20 protein-coding genes and 3 tRNA genes are annotated in these 17,632 nt (G+C 72.9%); 16 read left to right on the top strand and 7 right to left on the bottom strand.

Going from position 1 to position 17,632, the window contains the following annotated elements:
* Positions 1-53 precede the first annotated feature (53 nt).
* The 3 genes from htpX to AB0D66_RS13920 all read left to right on the top strand — a co-directional run bounded on the left by htpX (position 54) and on the right by AB0D66_RS13920 (position 1,897).
* Positions 54-917 (top strand): zinc metalloprotease HtpX, encoded by an 864-nt coding sequence (gene htpX / locus AB0D66_RS13930; protein ID WP_361754098.1) that lies wholly within the window; start codon positions 54-56, stop codon positions 915-917.
* Positions 914-1,306, top strand: coding sequence for a YccF domain-containing protein (locus tag AB0D66_RS13925; protein WP_362301531.1), 393 nt, complete (start codon positions 914-916; stop codon positions 1,304-1,306). Before htpX ends, AB0D66_RS13925 begins: the two co-directional genes overlap by 4 nt.
* A gap of 66 nt (positions 1,307-1,372) precedes the next feature.
* Positions 1,373-1,897 carry an SMI1/KNR4 family protein gene (locus AB0D66_RS13920; protein WP_362301528.1) on the top strand — a complete coding sequence of 175 codons (525 nt, stop codon included), beginning with the start codon at positions 1,373-1,375 and terminating at the stop codon, positions 1,895-1,897.
* Here the strand turns inward: AB0D66_RS13920 and AB0D66_RS13915 are convergent.
* The 3 genes from AB0D66_RS13915 to AB0D66_RS13905 all read right to left on the bottom strand — a co-directional run bounded on the left by AB0D66_RS13915 (position 1,881) and on the right by AB0D66_RS13905 (position 5,255).
* Positions 1,881-3,116: an APC family permease gene (locus tag AB0D66_RS13915; RefSeq protein ID WP_362301525.1), complete on the bottom strand. Its 1,236-nt coding sequence runs from the start codon at positions 3,114-3,116 to the stop codon at positions 1,881-1,883. The two genes, AB0D66_RS13920 and AB0D66_RS13915, sit on opposite strands and share 17 nt — an antisense overlap.
* A 9-nt stretch (positions 3,117-3,125) precedes the next feature.
* Positions 3,126-4,562: a SulP family inorganic anion transporter gene (locus tag AB0D66_RS13910; RefSeq protein WP_362301523.1), complete on the bottom strand. Its 1,437-nt coding sequence runs from the start codon at positions 4,560-4,562 to the stop codon at positions 3,126-3,128.
* Positions 4,563-4,766: 204 nt separating this feature from the next.
* Positions 4,767-5,255 carry a YajQ family cyclic di-GMP-binding protein gene (locus AB0D66_RS13905; RefSeq protein WP_030009008.1) on the bottom strand — a complete coding sequence of 163 codons (489 nt, stop codon included), beginning with the start codon at positions 5,253-5,255 and terminating at the stop codon, positions 4,767-4,769.
* Positions 5,256-5,453: 198 nt separating this feature from the next.
* Here AB0D66_RS13905 and AB0D66_RS13900 point away from each other — a divergent pair.
* Positions 5,454-5,535, top strand: a tRNA-Tyr gene (locus tag AB0D66_RS13900).
* 242 nt (positions 5,536-5,777) lie between these two features.
* Here AB0D66_RS13900 and AB0D66_RS13895 read toward each other — a convergent pair.
* Entirely contained in the window at positions 5,778-6,527 is a 750-nt protein-coding gene (locus tag AB0D66_RS13895) for a hypothetical protein (RefSeq protein ID WP_362301520.1), read from the bottom strand.
* Positions 6,528-6,824: 297 nt separating this feature from the next.
* Between AB0D66_RS13895 and AB0D66_RS13890 the strand changes: the two genes are divergently transcribed.
* Both AB0D66_RS13890 and AB0D66_RS13885 read left to right on the top strand, forming a co-directional pair.
* The gene (locus tag AB0D66_RS13890; RefSeq protein ID WP_362301518.1) at positions 6,825-7,034 is read left to right on the top strand and encodes a hypothetical protein; all 210 of its coding nucleotides are present in this window, start codon (positions 6,825-6,827) and stop codon (positions 7,032-7,034) included.
* A gap of 100 nt (positions 7,035-7,134) precedes the next feature.
* Positions 7,135-7,557 (top strand): DUF3574 domain-containing protein, encoded by a 423-nt coding sequence (locus AB0D66_RS13885; RefSeq protein ID WP_362301517.1) that lies wholly within the window; start codon positions 7,135-7,137, stop codon positions 7,555-7,557.
* Between the two features lie 72 nt (positions 7,558-7,629).
* On the opposite strand, the gene AB0D66_RS13880 is transcribed toward AB0D66_RS13885, so the two are convergent.
* Both AB0D66_RS13880 and AB0D66_RS13875 read right to left on the bottom strand, forming a co-directional pair.
* Positions 7,630-8,286: an SDR family oxidoreductase gene (locus tag AB0D66_RS13880; protein ID WP_362301514.1), complete on the bottom strand. Its 657-nt coding sequence runs from the start codon at positions 8,284-8,286 to the stop codon at positions 7,630-7,632.
* A gap of 53 nt (positions 8,287-8,339) precedes the next feature.
* On the bottom strand, positions 8,340-9,896 hold the full coding sequence (locus AB0D66_RS13875) for an amidohydrolase family protein (protein ID WP_362301511.1): 1,557 nt from the start codon (positions 9,894-9,896) through the stop codon (positions 8,340-8,342).
* Between the two features lie 359 nt (positions 9,897-10,255).
* On the opposite strand from AB0D66_RS13875, the gene AB0D66_RS13870 reads away from it, so the two are divergent.
* From AB0D66_RS13870 to AB0D66_RS13825, 10 genes are all read left to right on the top strand, one after another.
* A tRNA-Thr gene (locus AB0D66_RS13870) sits at positions 10,256-10,328 on the top strand.
* Positions 10,329-10,376: 48 nt separating this feature from the next.
* A tRNA-Met gene (locus AB0D66_RS13865) sits at positions 10,377-10,449 on the top strand.
* A gap of 88 nt (positions 10,450-10,537) precedes the next feature.
* A complete protein-coding gene (gene rpmG / locus AB0D66_RS13860) occupies positions 10,538-10,702 on the top strand; it encodes a 50S ribosomal protein L33 (protein ID WP_003956487.1) in 165 nt (54 codons plus the stop codon).
* A gap of 158 nt (positions 10,703-10,860) precedes the next feature.
* Entirely contained in the window at positions 10,861-11,313 is a 453-nt protein-coding gene (locus AB0D66_RS13855; protein ID WP_215144055.1) for a MaoC family dehydratase N-terminal domain-containing protein, read from the top strand.
* Between the two features lies 1 nt (position 11,314).
* Entirely contained in the window at positions 11,315-11,743 is a 429-nt protein-coding gene (locus tag AB0D66_RS13850) for a MaoC family dehydratase (RefSeq protein ID WP_362301508.1), read from the top strand.
* Positions 11,744-12,442: 699 nt separating this feature from the next.
* Positions 12,443-13,012, top strand: a complete 570-nt coding sequence (locus AB0D66_RS13845; protein ID WP_362301505.1) for a helix-turn-helix domain-containing protein — start codon at positions 12,443-12,445, stop codon at positions 13,010-13,012.
* Positions 13,013-13,089: 77 nt separating this feature from the next.
* On the top strand, positions 13,090-14,544 hold the full coding sequence (locus AB0D66_RS13840) for a DHA2 family efflux MFS transporter permease subunit (protein ID WP_362301502.1): 1,455 nt from the start codon (positions 13,090-13,092) through the stop codon (positions 14,542-14,544).
* A 97-nt stretch (positions 14,545-14,641) separates the two neighbouring features.
* Entirely contained in the window at positions 14,642-15,040 is a 399-nt protein-coding gene (locus tag AB0D66_RS13835) for a DUF3291 domain-containing protein (protein ID WP_362301499.1), read from the top strand.
* Positions 15,037-16,152: a UDP-N-acetylmuramate dehydrogenase gene (locus AB0D66_RS13830; RefSeq protein ID WP_362301599.1), complete on the top strand. Its 1,116-nt coding sequence runs from the start codon at positions 15,037-15,039 to the stop codon at positions 16,150-16,152. Before AB0D66_RS13835 ends, AB0D66_RS13830 begins: the two co-directional genes overlap by 4 nt.
* A gap of 16 nt (positions 16,153-16,168) precedes the next feature.
* Entirely contained in the window at positions 16,169-16,585 is a 417-nt protein-coding gene (locus AB0D66_RS13825; RefSeq protein WP_362301496.1) for a hypothetical protein, read from the top strand.
* On the opposite strand, the gene AB0D66_RS13820 is transcribed toward AB0D66_RS13825, so the two are convergent.
* Positions 16,575-17,594: an adenosine deaminase gene (locus tag AB0D66_RS13820; protein WP_362301493.1), complete on the bottom strand. Its 1,020-nt coding sequence runs from the start codon at positions 17,592-17,594 to the stop codon at positions 16,575-16,577. The genes AB0D66_RS13825 and AB0D66_RS13820 overlap by 11 nt on opposite strands.
* Between the last annotated feature and the right edge of the window lie 38 nt (positions 17,595-17,632).

The following is a 17,632-nucleotide window of genomic DNA, read 5'->3' as shown; positions in this document are numbered from 1 at the left end:
GACCGTAGACCCTCGCTTCGGGTCCCCCTGCCGCACCACTAGGAGGGCGTACCGTGCACCGCCGGCACAACGGGCTGAAGACCGCCGTACTCCTCGGCGGCCTGTCGGCACTCATCATCCTCATCGGGAGCTTCTTCGGCCGGGGCGGCCTGATCGTCGCCGTCGTCATCGCCCTCGGGACGAACGCGTACGCGTACTGGAACAGCGACAAGCTGGCTCTACGCGCGATGCGCGCCCGCCCCGTCAGCGAGTTCGAGGCCCCGGAGCTCTACCGCATGGTGCGCGAGCTCTCCACCTCCGCCCGCCAGCCCATGCCCCGCCTCTACATCTCACCCACCGAGGCGCCCAACGCCTTCGCCACCGGCCGCAACCCGCGCAACGCGGCGGTCTGCTGCACCGAGGGCATCCTGCGCATCCTCGACGAGCGCGAACTGCGCGGGGTCATCGGCCACGAGCTCAGCCACGTCTACAACCGCGACATCCTGATCTCGTCGGTCGCCGGCGCACTCGCCTCGGTGATCATGTTCCTCGTGAACTTCGCCTGGCTGATACCGGTCGGTCGATCGAGCGACGACGAGGGGCCGGGCCTCTTCGGGATGCTGCTCATCATGATCCTCGGCCCCCTGGCCGCCTCCGTGATCCAGCTGGCCATCAGCCGCTCGCGCGAGTACGAGGCCGACGCCTCGGGCGCCCAGCTCACCGGCGACCCGCTCGCCCTGGCCAGCGCCCTGCGCAAGCTCGACGCGGGCACCAAGCAGCTCCCGCTGCCCCCGGAGCCCCGGCTGGAGACCGCCAGCCACATGATGATCGCGAACCCGTTCCGTCCGGGTCAGGGGCTTTCTAAGATGTTCTCCACACACCCTCCGATGGCCGAGCGCATCGCCCGGCTCGAACAGATGGCAGGCCGTAGGCAGTGAAGACAATCCTGAACGTCATATGGCTCATCCTCAGCGGCATCTGGCTGTTCCTCGGCTACTGCCTCGCCGGCGTGCTGCTCTGCATCACCATCATCGGCATCCCCTTCGGCATCGCCGCCTTCCGTATCGCGGTGTACGCCCTCTGGCCGTTCGGCTACACCACGGTCGACCGCCGTGACTCGGGGGCGGGATCCGCCATCGGCAACGTCCTGTGGCTGGTCCTCGCGGGCTGGTGGCTGGCCCTCGGCCACATCTTCACCGGCCTCGCGCTGTGCATCACGATCATCGGCATCCCCTTCGGCATCGCCAACTTCAAGATGGTGCCGCTCTCGTTGCTCCCGCTGGGCCGCGAAATCGTCCCGACGGACGCCCCGTTCGCCTCCCGGTGACCTCGTAGCCGACGGAGTTATCCACAGGTCGAGCGGACTGTCGGCGGGGTGCGTCACCATGAACGCATGAACGAGACCGAGCAGTTGCTGGAGCAAGTCGCAGACCGCGTACGCACCTCCGCGCGCGGCCATGGAAGGACCCTGTCCGCGCCGCTGGGCGGCGAGGAGATCGCCCGGGCCGAGGTCATACTCGGCTTCGCCCTGCCGCCGCTGCTCGCCGCACTCCACACCCGCGTCGGCGACGGCGGATTCGGCCCCGAGCAAGGACTGCTGCCGCTGAGCCAGGCGGTCCGGACGTACGAGGCGCAGCGCGGATCAGGATGGCGCTGGCCGGAGGGCGTGCTGCCGATAGCCGACTTCGGCTGCGGCATGTACGCCTGCGTGGACTGCCGCTCCGAGAAAGCCCAGGTCCTGCTGTTCGACCCGAACCCCGGGGAGCCGGACCTCGCCTGGTACGTCGACACGCCGAGCCTCGCGGGCTGGCTCCGCGGCTGGCTGGACGGCACCGCCTGGTTCTGCGAGGAGTCCGCCCTGGGCGAGGAGGTGGACCTGGAGCTGGTCGCCTGGACCGAGTTCAGATCCCGGATCTGATCCGCCCGCGCACCCCGTAGGCCAGCGCGCCCAGCGCCAGCACCCCCGCCCCCGCGACCGCCGACGCGAGGGGCAGCGAGCAGGCCAGCACCACACAGCCGGACAGCCCGACCGCTGCCACGGCCCGTCCCTTGACACCTGAACCGAGAGTCCACGCGGAGGCGTTCGCGATCGCGTAGTAGGCCAGCACTCCGAAGGAGGAGAAGCCGATCGCGCCCCGCAGATCGGTGGTGGCCGCGAGCACCGCCACCACCGCACCCACGGCGAGCTCCGCATGGTGCGGAACCAGGCGCCGGGGATGTACGGCGGCCAGGGAGCGCGGGAGATGGCCGTCCCGGGCCATCGCCAGTGCGGTCCGCGAGACCCCGAGCACGAGGGCGAGCAGCGAGCCCAGCGCGGCCAGGGCCGCGCCCACCCGGACGACCGGGGCCAGTCCGGGCCAGCCGGCCGCCCGGACCGCGTCGGCGAGCGGGGCCGCCGCCCCCGCCAGCCCGTCGGCGCCGAGCACCGACAGGGCCGCCACCGCCACCAGGGCGTAGACCAGCAGCGCGATGCCGAGCGCCAGCGGCACCGCCCGCGGGATCGTCCGCTCCGGGTCGCGCACCTCCTCGCCCAGGGTGGTGATCCGGGCATAGCCCGCGAAGGCGAAGAACAGCAGGCCCGCCCCCTGCAACAGCCCGGCGGCACCCCAGTCCGCGGTGCCCAGCCGCCCGGCGTCCGCGTCATCCGAGGACAGGCACGCCACGACCACCGCGGCCAGTACAGCCAGTACCGTCGCCACGATCAGCCGGGCGATCCGGGCGGACTTCTGCACGCCCCCGTAGTTCGCGGCGGTCAGCGCCACCACCGCCGCGACGGCCACGGCGCGCTGCTGCCCGGGCCAGACGTACGCGCCGACCGTCAGCGCCATCGCCGCGCAGGAGGCCGTCTTGCCGACGACGAACCCCCACCCGGCCAGATACCCCCAGAAGGGCCCGAGCCGCTCGCGCCCGTAGACGTACGTGCCGCCGGAGGCCGGGTACCGGGCGGCGAGCCGCGCCGAGGAGTGCGCGTTGCAGTAGGCCGCCAGGGCCGCCAGCGCGAGAGCGGCGAGGAGCGCCCCGCCGGCCGCCCGGGCCGCCGGGGCGAGGGCGGCGAAGATGCCGGCGCCGACCATCGCGCCGAGTCCGACGACGACGGCGTCGGACAGCCCCAGCGTGCGCTTCAACTCGTTGTCCACGCGCGGAGGCTATCCGGGCCGGATGACGCCTTCCCGGCCGGGCGCCGGCACCCGCTGGCGCTCCCATCCCTCCAGCGCGGTCAGGCAGGCGTGGTCGAGGTGGCGCAGTCCGCTCAGGTCGAGCCGTACGGGCTTGCCGTGCGGCAGCGCGTCCAGGGCGTCGAGCAGTTTCGGCAGCCGCAGGAAGCTCGCGTTGCCCACGACCCGCACGCACAGCTCGCCGTCCTCCCAGACCTCCTCGATGTGCACGTGGGAGGTCTCCCAGGCGGCCTTGGCGATGGCGAGCCCCAGGCCGATCAGTACGCCCTCGAAGAGGTTGGTGACCACGATCGCGGCGGCGGTGACCAGCAGGACCACCGCCTCGCCCCGGTGCGTGCGCCACAGCCCGGCCACCGCCCGGGCCGGCAGCAGCTTCCATCCGGCGTGCAGGAGCACCCCGGCGAGCGCGGCCAGGGGCACGGCCTCCAAGGCCTGCGGGAAGGCCACGGCGAAGAGCAGCAGCCAGCCGCCGTGCATGATCCGGGAGGCGCGGGTGCGGGCCCCGGCCTCCACATTGGCGGAGCTGCGGACGATGACGGCGGTCATCGGCAGTGCCCCGAGCAGCCCGCAGACGGTGTTGCCCACGCCCTGGGCGACGAGCTCGCGGTCGTAGTCGGTCCGGGGGCCGTCGTGCATCCGGTCCACGGCCGCGGCGCTGAAGAGGGTCTCGGCGGAGGCGATCAGCGCCAGTGCGATCACGGTCCCGGCCGCCCCGACGGACGCCAGCACGCCGAAGCCGCCCCAGCCGGGCGGGGAGACGGCGTCCAGTACCCCCGTGACCCGCACCCGGTCCACGGGCAGCCGCAGCAGGAAGGCCGCGGCGGTGGCGGCCGCGACTCCCACCAGCGCCCCGGGCACCAGGCGCAGCCGCGCCGGCATCCGGCGCCAGAGCGCCATGACGGCGATGGTCCCGGCGCCGAGCGCCACGGCGGCCCAGTCGGCCTGCGCCCCCAGTGCGTGCACCCCGCCCAGCTTGGCCAGGGTCTGCCCCGGGGCCTCCACCCCGCCCAGGGCGTAGAGCTGTCCGGAGATCAGCACCAGCCCGATCCCCGCCAGCATCCCGTGCACGACGGCGACGGAGATCGCCCGGAACCACCGCCCGAGCCGCAGCACCCCCATGCCCAGCTGCAGCACTCCGGCCGCCAGCACCAGCACGCCGAGCGCGGGCAGGCCGTACGCCTGCACCGCCTCGTAGACCAGCACGGTGAGCCCGGCCGCGGGCCCGCTCACCTGGAGCGAACTGCCCCTGAACCAGCCGGTGACCAGCCCGCCGACCACCCCGGTGACGATCCCCAGCTCGGCGGGTGCCCCCGATGCGACGGCCACCCCCACACAGAGGGGCAGTGCGACCAGCGCGACGACGACGGACGCCCCGAAGTCTTCGCGAAACGTGCCGGCCCCAGGCATGCGAGAACCCCCTGCCAAGCGGTGATGGATGCCACCAGCCTGTGGGGCGCACCCACCCCGCCCAAGTACCCACAGAAGCCCGCGGTGGCGCATGCGCCGCACACGCCCCGCACACACGCCCCCGCACACACTCCGCGCAACCGCCGCGGCCCGGCGGTCCGTGAGGACCGCCGGGCCGGCGTGCGGGCAGGTCGGAGACCTGGATCAGCGGTAGTTCACGAACTGGATCGCGAAGTCGAGGTCCTTGCCCTTGAGCAGTGCCTGGACCTCCTGGAGGTCGTCACGGCTCTTGGAGCTGACGCGCAGCTCCTCGCCCTGGACCTGGGCCTTGACGCCCTTGGGACCCTCGTCCCGGATGATCTTCGCGACCTTCTTGGCGTTCTCCTGGGAGATGCCCTCCTCGATCGTGGCGAAGATCTTGTACTCCTTGCCGGACAGCTGCGGCTCGCCGGCGTCCAGCGCCTTGAGCGAGATTCCGCGCTTGACCAGCTTGGTCTCGAACACGTCGAGGACGGCCTTGACCCGCTCCTCGGAGTTCGCCTCCATCAGGATCTTTTCGCCGGACCAGGCGATCGTGGCGCCGGTGCCCTTGAAGTCGTAGCGCTGCGACAGTTCCTTGGCGGCCTGGTTGAGGGCGTTGTCGACCTCCTGCCGCTCGACCTTCGAGACGATGTCGAAACTGGAGTCGGCCATGTGCAGTGGCTCCTTGAAGTCGGTGGTGATCGCCCCGAAGGGCACGGCCGTACATCCCCGGCCCGCGCGGCAAAGCCTAGCCACCGCACCCACCCCCGGCGCTGATCAATCCGGTGGCGAAGCACCCCCGGTCATCAGGTATCGTTTACGTCGTTGCCAGGGAGCGCCGCCGAAAGGCGGAAAAATGGCAGCGATCATGGCGGTGTGCCCGAGTGGCCAAAGGGAGCAGACTGTAAATCTGCCGGCTCAGCCTACCCAGGTTCGAACCCTGGCGCCGCCACGCGAGTGGAACCCCCGTTCATCTGCGGAAACGCAGTGGACGGGGGTTCTTTCGTACGCCTGGGGAAGCGCCTCCAGGTCGGTGGCCGCTCCGCCGTTGGACGAGGCGTGGTCGACCCCGCTTCGAGGCCGGCGGGCAGCGCGTGTGGCGAGGGTCATAGGGCGCGTTTCGCCCTTGATCGGGTGCCCCGCCGGGCGTCTCGCCAGGAGCGGGCGGCACCGGGTGGCGCCGCCGCTCACTGCTTACGCGGGCGACCCGGGTGGGGCCGAGAAGCGGTCTTCGTCGATCCGGTAGGTGTTGCGCAGCCGGCGGTAGTCGAAGTCGCTGCCCTGGGGGACTCGTCCCACGGTGAGGAAGCCGTGGTGTTCCAGCTCCTTGCGGGCCTTGGTCCACGTGTTGTGGGAGACCCCGTACAGCTCACGCCTGTCTGACGGGATGTAGCGGGCCGCGCCGTGGCCGCCCTGCGACTCCAGGAGCATGAACAGGGTCGCGGTCGCCGTGGGCGAGAGGGTCAGGATCCATCCGCGGGTCCAGAAGTCGATGGGGATTCCGACGTAGCGGCTGCCGAGGCTGGCGCGCTCGTACGGCCGGCTCGCGTCGTCCAGCGAGAGCAGGGTGATCGGCGGTGGGGCGTAGCCGTTGCGGGGGCCGATCTCGATGAACTTGTTGGCGGCCAGCCAGTTCATGTTGTCCGTGACGCGGCGAGGGCCGGTGGCCGCGGGCAGCGCGAGCGTCTTGGCCCAGGTCTGCGACGTGGGAGGGCGCCGGATGTTGTGGGGTTTCGCCGTCGCCATCATCGTCAGGCAGAGGTAGAGCCTGAGGCGGACCTCGCCGCCGCGGCCGCCCTGCACCAGGCGGGCCAAGGGGGGCGTGTCCGCAGGGTCGTCCGCCTTGACGAACTCGATGGGGAAGGCGACGTTCCCCTTCCTGGACGCGCCGTCAACCGCCTTCCTCAGGCTGGCCAGAGCTGCCGCGTAAAGGGGGTTCGGCAAGATTGTTTACCTTCTTGGAGGAGAGACAGGGAGTCCGGGGGTCCACAGGGAGTTCACGGGGGTACCCGGTAGTCCTTCCCCCTCCTGCGCGGGCGCCCGGTGCCTCCATCGAGACGGCCCCATGTCTACTCCGCAGGTGTGCTGTCTGTCCATCAAGAACAGCACCTCTCTCCTGCGGGACCGTTCTTCATGCCTTTTGACCTGCGATTTCTCTCCTGTCACTGTCGGAGTCGGCCGCAACAGGCCGTAGGGATCAGGGCGAACCCGGCACGTACGTGCTCGGGGGAGGAGGGGCAGATGTCGGTAAACAGCGCGGCGCAGCGCGGCATGTGGCTGGCCATCATCCTGCTGGCCAGTGCCGGCGTGGCGGGTGGGGCGGCGGTGCTGTTCCACGTGACGGGCGCCGGAGCCCACCTCACCCTCGGCGTGGCAGGGGGGACGTTCATCGCGACGGCCACGTTCGGGATTGCCGCCCACCGCTTCGTGACGGAGCGGAGTGACGCCTAGCCCCGCCAGGGGTCCGACCGTTCGACGTGCGGGCCCCCCCCCGTCGGCCGCATCGTCGGGGTCCTCCGTTCGTTCACCTTGAGTGAAATGGACATCTGACATGCGGGGGAAAGTAGGCGGCGGGGTGCTCATCGCCCTGCTCGGCGCCGGGCTTCCGGCCCTGGTCGGGGCGGCGCTCCACACGGACGTGGGGGAGCCCTACCAGGAGACCCGGCTCTATTTCGGGAGCGAGCGGTCGGACGGCCGCGGCCCCGTCGAGGAGAAGGAATTCATGCGGTTCCTGGACCGCGAGATCACCCCCGCCTTCCCCGAGGGGCTGACCGTGCACGAGGGGTACGGGCAGTGGCGCGGGCAGGACGGCAAGGCTGTCCGCGAGACCTCGTACGAGGTGGTGCTGCTGTACCCCGAGAAGGAGGCCGGCGAGCGCAGCGGGCGCATCGAGCGGATCCGCCAGGCCTACGAGGACCAGTACCAGCAGGACTCCGTCGGACGGTCCGACGACAAGCTGACCGCCGAGTTCTGAGCGGACCGCAGCGCGGGCGCGAACGGCGCGCGGGCGCGGAACGGCGGGCGGGCAGCCGACGACGGCTCAGCGTCAGTTGCCCGCAACGTCCTTGACCGCCACCGCGACCGGGGTCGAACCGGAGACCAGCTCCAGGGTCAGGCCGGCCGTCGCCGGCGTCTCCACCAGTTCGGCGAGCACCGCCGCCACGTCGTCGCGCGGGACGGACCCGCGGCCCGTCCGCACCTCCAGGCGGACCAGGCCCGTCCCCGCGTCCTCGACCAGCGAGCCGGGCCGCAGGACCGTCCACTCGAGGCCCAGCCGGGTGCGGACGTGGTCGTCGGCCTCGCCCTTCGCCCGGAGGTAGGCGTCGAAGACCTCGTCCCCCTCGTGCCGGGCGTCCGCGCCCATCGAAGAGACCATCAGGAAGCGCCGTACACCGGCCCGTTCGGCCGCGTCGGCGAACAGCACCGCCGCGCCCCGGTCCACGGTGTCCTTGCGCCCGATCCCGCTGCCCGGACCCGCTCCGGCGGCGAACACCGCCACCTGCGCACCGTGCAGGATCCCCGCCACGTGTTCCACCGAGGCGGACTCCAGATCGCACAGCACGGGTTCGGCGCCCGCCTCCCTGAGGTCGTCGCCCTGCGCCGGGTCGCGGATGATCCCCGCGACCTCGTACCCGCGCGCGGCGAGCAGTCGCTCCAGCCGCAGCGCGATCTGACCGTGTCCACCCGCGATGACGATGCGCATGTCCCGACCGTACGACGAGCCGGGCCGCGGCGCCCGCGAACGCCCGGCGGAGTTCACGGGCCGGGCTCCGTACGGCCCTGCCGGGGCAGGTCCAGGGCCACGGCGACGGCCGAGTCGCAGTACTCCCGCACCGCACTCGTACGGGCTACCACCCGTCCCCGGTGGATCACGATCCGGCTGTACGCGAGGGACAGCACGCCTGCGATCCGGTCCCCGCGCACGGCGAGCAGCTCCGCCGGGAAACCGGCCTCCACCCGCACCTCCGGCAGGCCCATGGCCTCCCGGGCGGCGGCGCTGACCGCGTCGTAGGCCTCGCCCGGCCGCAGGCCGCCCTGGGAGGCCAGCAGGTAGGCCGCCTCCAGCGGGTCGCCGCGGCCGACCGGGTTTCCGGCGTCCCGCAGTGCCCCGCTGCCGGCCGTGACCCGGACCCCGGCGGCCCGCAGCAGGCGTACGGGGGCGGTGCGCAGGCCGCGGCGTTCCAGGGCCGCGCAGTCGCCCTGGGGGAGGCAGGTCACCCGTACCCCGGCCGCGGCCAGCTGGTCGGCGGCGCGGGCCGCCACGTCCAGCGGGAGCCGGGAGAGGCCTCCGCAGGGGCCGATGCTCACCCCGGGGCGCAGCCCGCCGGCCATCGCGGCGAGCCGGGCCAAACGGCCGGGGTCGTCACCGTCCGTGTGCAGGTCCACGGGGCAGCCGTGCTCGTCGGCGAGTTCCAGCACCGCTTCGAGGAAGCCGGTCGGGTCGGGGTCCAGGTCGGGGCAGCCGCCGATCACGGAGGCGCCCATCTTGACCGCGTCCCGGAGCATCGCCAGCCCGTCGGCGCCGGCCACCCCGGTCAGCAGCCGGGGTACGGCGACGGTGGTCAGGTCGGTGAGCCCGCGCAGCGAGCGGCGGGCCTGGAGCACCGCCTCCATGGGGCCGAGGCCGTGCACGTCGCCGATCCGGACGTGCGAGCGCACGGCGGTCGCACCGTGGCCGAGCTGAAGCAGGGCGGCCTCGGTGGCCCGGCGCTGGACCTCGTCGGGGGTGTACGAGACGGGCCCCTCGCCGTCGGCGGTCAGGGCGGTGTCCCCGTGGGCGTGGGGCTCGGCGGGGGCGGGCAGCAGCAGGTACCCGCCGAGGTCCACCCGGGACAGGGCGGGAGCGGGGAGGCTGCCCGCGGTGCCGACGGCCTGGATCCGGCCGCCGCTGAGCCGGACGTCCACGGTCCGGCCGTCGGTGAGGCGGGCCCCGGCGAGCAGCAGGGTGGTGGCCTCGGCGGCGGGCGCGTGGCCGCGGTCGGGGGAGTGGGCGCGGCCATGGGCGTGGGCAGGGTCCGCGGAAGGGCCCTGGAAGCGGCTTTGGGAGCGGCTGTGGTGCCGGCCGTCGTCGAGGCCCGGGCCGGGGTTCCGGCCCGGGCTCTGGCTCTGGCCCCGGCCGCCGCTCTGGCCCCGGCCGTCGCTCTCTACCCGGCCGCCACTCTGGTCCCGGTCCCGGTCCCGGTCGTCGTCGGGGAGGTGGCTCCGCCCGCGGGAGGGGCTCTGGGAGGGGCCGTGTGCGGGTCCGTGTCCTCCGCCCTCGCCGCGGCCGCTGCGGGGGGACTGGAACGGCTGCTGCGGCTGGCTGTCGGACATCGCGCTCCTGCGGTGGCTCGGGCGGTCCTGGGCCGTGGCCGCGGCCCGCGGCCCAAGATCACGCAGCGTGCTCAGAGCCTAGGGCGCGGCGCACCCCGCTTCGCGGAAGAGCGCAATAGTCGTACCGGTGTGGTGCCCGTGCGCCGCAGCGCACGGGCGCACGCTCCGGCGGAGCCGGCCGGCCGCGAGCGGGCCCCGTACGCGGGTGACGAAGTGTGAGCCCGCACACATTCCGGGCCCGAAGTGGCCTGTGAGCCCCCTTCGGGCTGATCGAGAAAGGCATCCGGACCCCCTCGGAGCCCGGTCCCCGCAAAGGATTTGGGCGATCGGCGGGCAACCGTGTAATGTCTTCATCGCTCGCCCCAATAGCTCAGTCGGTAGAGCGTCTCCATGGTAAGGAGAAGGTCTGCGGTTCGATTCCGCATTGGGGCTCTGGTGAGAGAGGTCCCCCACCCTCGGGTGGGGAACTGATCACATCAAAGCGGCGTAGCTCAGTCGGTAGAGCAAGCGGCTCATAATCGCTGTGTCACCGGTTCAAGTCCGGTCGCCGCTACACACAGTAGCCGATTGCGGGGTCGGTCTCCCGATCGGCTACTCTTTTATGCGTTCATCCGTCCCATAGTCCGTCAAGGAGCACTCACGTGGCTGCCACCGACGTCCGCCCGAAGATCACGCTGGCCTGCGTGGAGTGCAAGGAGCGGAACTACATCACCAAGAAGAACCGGCGTAACAACCCGGACCGTCTTGAGATGAAGAAGCACTGCCCGCGTTGCAACTCGCACACCGCGCACCGCGAGACCCGCTGACCCCAGCGAAGTCTCGAATAACAGGCACCATCATGAGGTCGTCCCCTTCTTTGGGGGGCGGCCTCGTGTCGTTTCCGCACGCATCGGCGGGCGGGCGGGTGCCTGAAGCCACACCGTCTTTGTGTCTTTCGTGTCCCTTCACCAGGAGGTAGTGAGTCATGGCTCTCGACCAGTCCTTCGTGGGGCGGAGTTACCCCCCTACCGATCCGTACGAGGTCGGCCGGGAGAAGATCCGCGAATTCGCGGTCGCCGTGGGTGACGCCAATCCCGTGTACACCGACCCCGAAGCCGCCAAGGGGTACGGCTACCCCGATGTGATCGCCCCGCCGACTTTTGTGTTCGCGATCACTTTCGCGGCGGCCGGCCAGGTCGTCGAGGATCCGCAGCTGGGGCTGGACTACAGCCGCGTCGTGCACGGCGACCAGAAGTTCGCGTACTCGCGCCCCGTGCGGGCCGGTGACCGGCTCTCCGTGACCTCGACCATCGAGGCAGTGAAGTCCCTCGCGGGCAACGACATCATCGACATCCGCGGCGAGGTCCACGACGAGACCGGCGAGCACGTGGTGACGGCGTGGACCAAGCTCGTCTCCCGCGCCCCCGAGGAGGCCTGACATGGCAGCGCAGATCCAGTACGCGGACGTCGAGGTCGGCACCGAGCTGCCCGCGGCCTCCTTCCCCGTGACGCGCGCCACGCTGGTGCGGTACGCAGGCGCCTCGGGCGACTTCAACCCGATCCACTGGAACGAGAAGTTCGCCAAGGAGGTCGGGCTGCCGGACGTGATCGCGCACGGCATGTTCACCATGGCCGAGGCGATCCGCGTGGTCACCGACTGGGTCGGCGACCCGGGCGCGGTGGTCGAGTACGGCGTGCGCTTCACCAAGCCCGTCGTGGTCCCGAACGACGACCGGGGCGGCCTGATCGAGGTCACCGCCAAGGTCGCGGCCAAGCTGGAGGACAACCGCGTCCGCGTCGACCTGACGGCCATGAGCGCCGGCCAGAAGGTGCTGGGCATGTCCCGCGCGGTGGTCGCACTCGCCTGACGGGTGCGGGACGGGGGCGGCGAGGCTCTCGGCAACGGGGGAGCCCCGCCCCGGCCGGCGGCCCCGAGCCCCGGCCGGGCCCCGGCCTGGGCCCCGCCCGCGCCCCCGCCCCAAGCCCCCGCCTGCGCCCTAGCCCCCACCTGCGCCTGAGCCCCGGCCCTGAGCCCCGCCCCGACCCCGGCCGCGCCCCGGGCCTGAGCCTGAGCCCCGCCCGCGCCCCGGCCCGCGCCTGAGGCCCGGCCCCTGAGCCCCGCCCCGGCCGGCGGCCCCGAGCCCCGGCCGCGCCCCGGCCTGAGCCCCGCCCGCGCCCCCGCCCCCGCCCGCGCCTGAGGCCTGGTCCCCTGAGCCCCGCCCCGGCCGGCGGCGCCGAGCCCCGGCCGAGCCCCGGCCTGAGCCTGAGCCCCGCCTGCGCCCAAGCCCCCGCCCCCGCCTCCGCCCCCGCCTGAGCCCCGCCCCAAGCCCCCGTGCCTGCACGCGCCCCGCCCCTAGCCCCCGCCGCGCCTGAGCCCCGGCCCCTGAGCCCCCGACCCCGAGCCCCCGCCCCTGCGCGCGCCCCGCCCCGCCCCGCCCCGACCCCCCGCCCCCGCCCCTAGCCCCCGCCCCCGCCCGCGCGAGCCCCCGCGCCCCCGCCCCCCCGGCTCGGGACCCGCGAACGATCCCCCCTTGCGTAGTTAGTGATTGAGCACTAACTTGAAAAGCATGCCAAGAATGAGCGCGGAGGAGCGGCGCGAGAGCGTCGTTCGGGCGGCCATGCACGAGTTCGCCCGCGGGGGCTACTACGGGACCTCCACCGAGGCGATCGCCAAGCGGGTGGGGGTCTCCCAGCCGTACCTCTTCCGGCTCTTCCCGAACAAGCTGGCCATCTTCCTCGCCGCCGCGGAGCGCTGCCTGTGGGAGACCCGCGAGGTGATGGCCGCCGCCGGCGAGGGGCTGCAGGGAGAAGAGGCCACGCAGGCCATGGCGAACGCCTACACCCGGCTCATCTCCGAGGATCCCGACAAGCTCCAGATGCAGCTGCAGATGTACGTCACCGTCGCCGCCGCCGAGGCGGCCGGGGACCGCGAGCTCGGGGAGCTCGTCCGCAAGGGCTGGATGGAGCTCTGGGACACGGTCCGCGTGCCGTTCGGCGGGGACCCGGGCGAGACCACGACCTTCATGGCGTACGGGATGCTGATCAACACCCTCGCGGCCATGGGCTTCCCGCCCGAGCACCGCGTCTGGGAGGGGCTGTATCCCTCGGCCCGCGCCAAGGGGCGCCTGGAGGTGTGAGGTGCGCCGACTGTTTCGGCGGGTCACTCATGCGCACGAAAGTTAGTCAGCAATAACTAACAACCGCAGGGGGAATCGTGAACACGCAAGGCACGAACACCAAGCTCCGAGGGCCCGCCGTCTGGGCCCTCGTACTGACCGGCGTCGCCAGCTTCATGGCCGCCCTCGACAACCTCGTCGTCACCACGGCCCTGCCCGCCATCCGCGAGGACCTCGGCGGCCGGCTGGAGGACCTCGAGTGGACGGTGAACGCCTACACCCTCACCTTCGCCGTCCTCCTGATGTTCGGCGCCGCCCTCGGGGACCGCTTCGGGCGCCGCCGGCTGTTCGTCATAGGCCTCGCGATCTTCACCGGAGCCTCCGCCGCGGCCGCCCTCTCGCCCGGCATCGACGCGCTCATCGCCGCCCGCGCCGTCCAGGGCGTCGGCGCCGCGATCATGATGCCGCTCACCCTGACCCTGCTCACCGCCGCCGTCCCGGCAGCCCGCCGCGGCATGGCCCTCGGGATCTACGGAGCCGTCACCGGCCTCGCCGTCGCCAGCGGCCCCCTCATCGGCGGCAGCCTCACCGAGCACATCTCCTGGCAGTGGATCTTCTGGCTGAACGTGCCGATAGGCCTGGCCCTGATCCCGCTCGCCCGCCTGCGCCTCGCCGAGTCCACCGCCCCCGACTCCCGCCTGGACATCCCCGGCACCCTGCTCATCAGCGGCGGCCTCTTCGGCATCGTCTACGCCCTGGTCAACGCCAACGCCGAGGGCTGGACCAGCGCCCCCGTGCTCACCGGCCTGATCGCCGGAACCGCGCTCGTCGGCGGCTTCGTCCACCACGGCATCCGCAGCGCTAACCCGATGCTGCCCATGCGGCTCTTCCGGAACCGGGGCTTCCTGGGGATCAACGCGGCCAGCCTGCTGATGTTCCTGGGCATGTTCGGCTCGATCTTCCTGCTCAGCCAGTTCCTCCAGGGCGTCGCCGGCTACTCGCCCACCGAGGCCGGCCTGCGGATGCTGCCCTGGACCGGCATGCCGATGATCGTCGCGCCGATCTCGGGCATCCTCTCCGACCGCATCGGCGGACGCCCCGTCATCGCCGTCGGGCTCGCCCTCCAGGCCCTGGGCCTGGGCTGGTTCGCCGCGATCCTGACCGCGGACGTCTCGTACGCCGCCCAGCTCCCGGCGCTGATCATCAGCGGCATCGGCATGGGGCTGTACTTCGCCCCCGCCTCCAACGTGCTGATGTCCACCGTGACCCCCGCCGACCAGGGCAAGGCCTCCGGCACCAACACCGCCCTGCGCGAGGTCGGCGGAGCCCTCGGCGTCGCCGTCCTCGCCTCGGTCTTCGCCGCCCAGGGCGGTTACGAGTCCCCGCAGGCCTTCACCGACGGCACCATCCCCGCCCTGTGGATCGGCGCCGTCGCGGTCGCCCTGGCCGCCGCCTTCGCCCTGCTGCTCCCGGGCCGGCCGAAGCCCTCCCGCACCCCCGCCGCCGACGTGCCTTCCGCGCCCGGCACGGCGAAGGTCCCCGCAGCCCGCTGACACCGCGTCCCGCCGCCGGGCCCGCAGCCGTCCGGCCCCCGAAGCCGTGCGGCCACCCGCCCCAGACCCCGACCCAGACCCAGAAGGAGTGCCCGTCATGCCCGACATCCCCTGGTCGACCCCCGTCCAGGCGGCCCCCGACGCCGAGGTCTACGTCATGGCCTCCCGCTTCGAGACCGCCACCCTCACCGGAGCCGTCCGGTTCTTCCTCAAGGCCCCCGGCATCATCGGCCAGATCCGCAAGGCCCCCGGCGCGCACGGGGTGGCCCTGCGGGCCCGCGTCCTCAGCCGGACCTTCCTCACCCTCTCCGCCTGGGAGGACCGCGACGCGCTCTACCGGTTCGCGCGCAGCGAGCCGCACCGCTCCAGCTCCCGGGCCGCCGCCGGGTTCATGAAGGAGTCGGCCTTCACCTTCTGGACCGTACGGGCGGACGGGCTCCCCATCGCCTGGGCCGAGGCGGAGCGCCGTCTGGCCGAGCAGGGCACCGCCTACTGAGTCACGGTCCGTGGCCCCGCCGGGACGCGAGGGGCACGGACCGTACTCTTGTCCACGTGCAGGAACTCCACGACGCCCCCCTCGCCCCGCTGACCACCTTCCGCCTCGGCGGCCCCGCCGCCCGGCTGGTCACCGCGACCACCGACGCCGAGGTGGTCGCCGCCGTCCGAGCCGCGGACGAGAGCGGAACCCCGCTCCTCGTCATCGGCGGCGGCAGCAACCTGGTCATCGGCGACCAGGGATTCGACGGCACCGCCCTGCGCATCGCGACCACCGGCTTCACCCTCACCGGCACCACCCTGGAGCTCGCCGCCGGCGAGAACTGGAGCGACGCCGTCGCCCGAGCCGTCGAAGCCGGCCTCGCCGGAATCGAGTGCCTCGCCGGCATCCCCGGCTGCGCCGGCGCCACCCCGATCCAGAACGTCGGGGCGTACGGCCAGGAGGTCTGCGACACCATCACCGAGGTCGTCGCCTACGACCGCACCCGCGGCGAGACGGTCACGCTGTCCGCCGCCGAGTGCGCGTTCTCGTACCGCGACAGCCTCTTCAAGCACCAGCCCGAGCGGTACGTGGTCCTGCGCGTGCGCTTCGCCCTGGAGGACGCCGGCGGGCTCTCCGCGCCGATCAAGTACCCCGAGACCGCCCGCGCCCTCGGCGTGGAGGCCGGCGACCGGGTCCCCGCCGCCACCGCCCGCGACACCGTGCTGCGGCTGCGCGCCGGCAAGGGCATGGTCCTCGACCCCGCCGACCACGACACCTGGTCGGCCGGCTCCTTCTTCCACAACCCGATCCTGACCGACGAGGCCTACGCCGCCTTCCTCGCCCGCGTCCAGGACCGCCTCGGCCCCGACACCGCCCCGCCCGCCTACCCCGCCGGCGACGGCCGTACGAAGACCAGCGCGGCCTGGCTGATCGACAAGGCCGGCTTCACCAAGGGCTACGGCACCGGCCCCGCACGCATCTCCACCAAGCACACCCTCGCCCTCACCAACCGCGGCGAGGCCACCACCGAGGACCTCCTCACCCTGGCCCGCGAGGTCGTCGCGGGCGTCCACGCGGCCTTCGGCGTCACCCTGGTCAACGAGCCGGTGACGGTCGGCGTCAGCATCTGAGGAGCCCCGGCCGCCCATGCTCTGTCCCCGGCACGGGGCCGGTACGGACCCCACCCGCCTCGTGGGGCGCACGCTCAGCAGAGTCGTCGCGTCCTGGCACATCAGCGACGGCGAGCGCTCCGAGGCTCCCCTCGACGTCTGGCTGATCGACAGCGTCGGCGACTCCATCCGCATCACCACCGGCTCCGACCAGTGCCTGATCGTCGAGTCGGCCGCGCCGCACGAGCCGTACGACATGGGGGAGTGGGGCCGCATCGAGGTCGGCGAGGACCTCGGCGACCACCCCTTCCTGCGGCACGTCGGCGAGACCGTCGCCTCGGTCGCCGAGTTCGCCGTGCCCGCACAGGGCCGCACCCATCTGGAGATCGGCTTCCAGGGCGGGCACCGGGTGCGGGCCGACTGCTACGAGGGGGACCTGCGGCTCACCCGGTGAGCCAGTGGTCGATCCCCGCGAGCAGCTTCTCCTGCACGTCGGCCGGCGCCGCGCTGCCGCGCACCGACTGGCGGGCCAGCTCGGCGAGCTCCGCGTCCGTGAAGGCGTGGTGGCGGCGGGCGATCTCGTACTGGGCGGCGAGCCGGGATCCGAACAGCAGCGGGTCGTCGGCGCCCAGCGCCATCGGCACCCCGGCCTCGAAGAGGGTGCGCAGCGGGACGTCCTCGGGGCGCTCGTAGACCCCCAGGGCGACGTTGGAGGCCGGGCAGACCTCGCAGGTGACCTGCCGGTCCGCGAGCCGCTTGAGCAGGCGCGGGTCCTCGGCGGCCCGCACGCCGTGCCCGATGCGGGAGGCGTGCAGATCGTCGAGGCAGTCGCGCACGGAGGCCGGGCCGGTGAGCTCGCCGCCGTGCGGGGCGGCCAGCAGGCCGCCCTCGCGGGCGATGGCGAACGCCCGGTCGAAGTCGCGGGCCATGCCGCGGCGCTCGTCGTTGGACAGGCCGAAGCCGACGATTCCGCGGTCGGCGTAGCGGACGGCGAGACGGGCCAGGGTGCGGGCGTCGAGGGGGTGCTTCATCCGGTTCGCGGCGATGAGGACGCGCATCCCGAGGCCGGTGTCGCGGGAGGCGGTGTCCACGGCGTCGAGGATGATCTCGACGGCCGGGATCATCCCGCCGAGGAGGGGGGCGTAGGAGGTGGGATCCACCTGGATCTCCAGCCAGCCGCTGCCGTCCCGTACGTCCTCCTCCGCGGCCTCGCGGACCAGCCGGCGGATGTCGTCGGGCTCGCGCAGGCAGGAGCGGGCGGCGTCGTAGAGCCGCTGGAAGCGGAACCAGCCGCGCTCGTCGGTGGCGCGGAGCTTCGGTGGCTCACCGGCGGTCAGGGCGTCCGGGAGCCGGACGCCGTACTTGTCGGCGAGCTCCAGCAGGGTCGACGGGCGCATCGAGCCGGTGAAGTGCAGGTGGAGGTGTGCCTTCGGCAGAAGCGTGAGATCGCGTGCGTGCTCCATCTGGTGATCCTGCCGTACCGCTGCGCCCGGCGGGAGGG

It is taken from the genome of Streptomyces sp. NPDC048270, from assembly GCF_040652335.1.
Lineage (GTDB): Bacteria > Actinomycetota > Actinomycetes > Streptomycetales > Streptomycetaceae > Streptomyces.
Note: the sequence above shows the minus strand (reverse complement) of the source record. Positions and strands in the feature narration are given on the sequence as shown.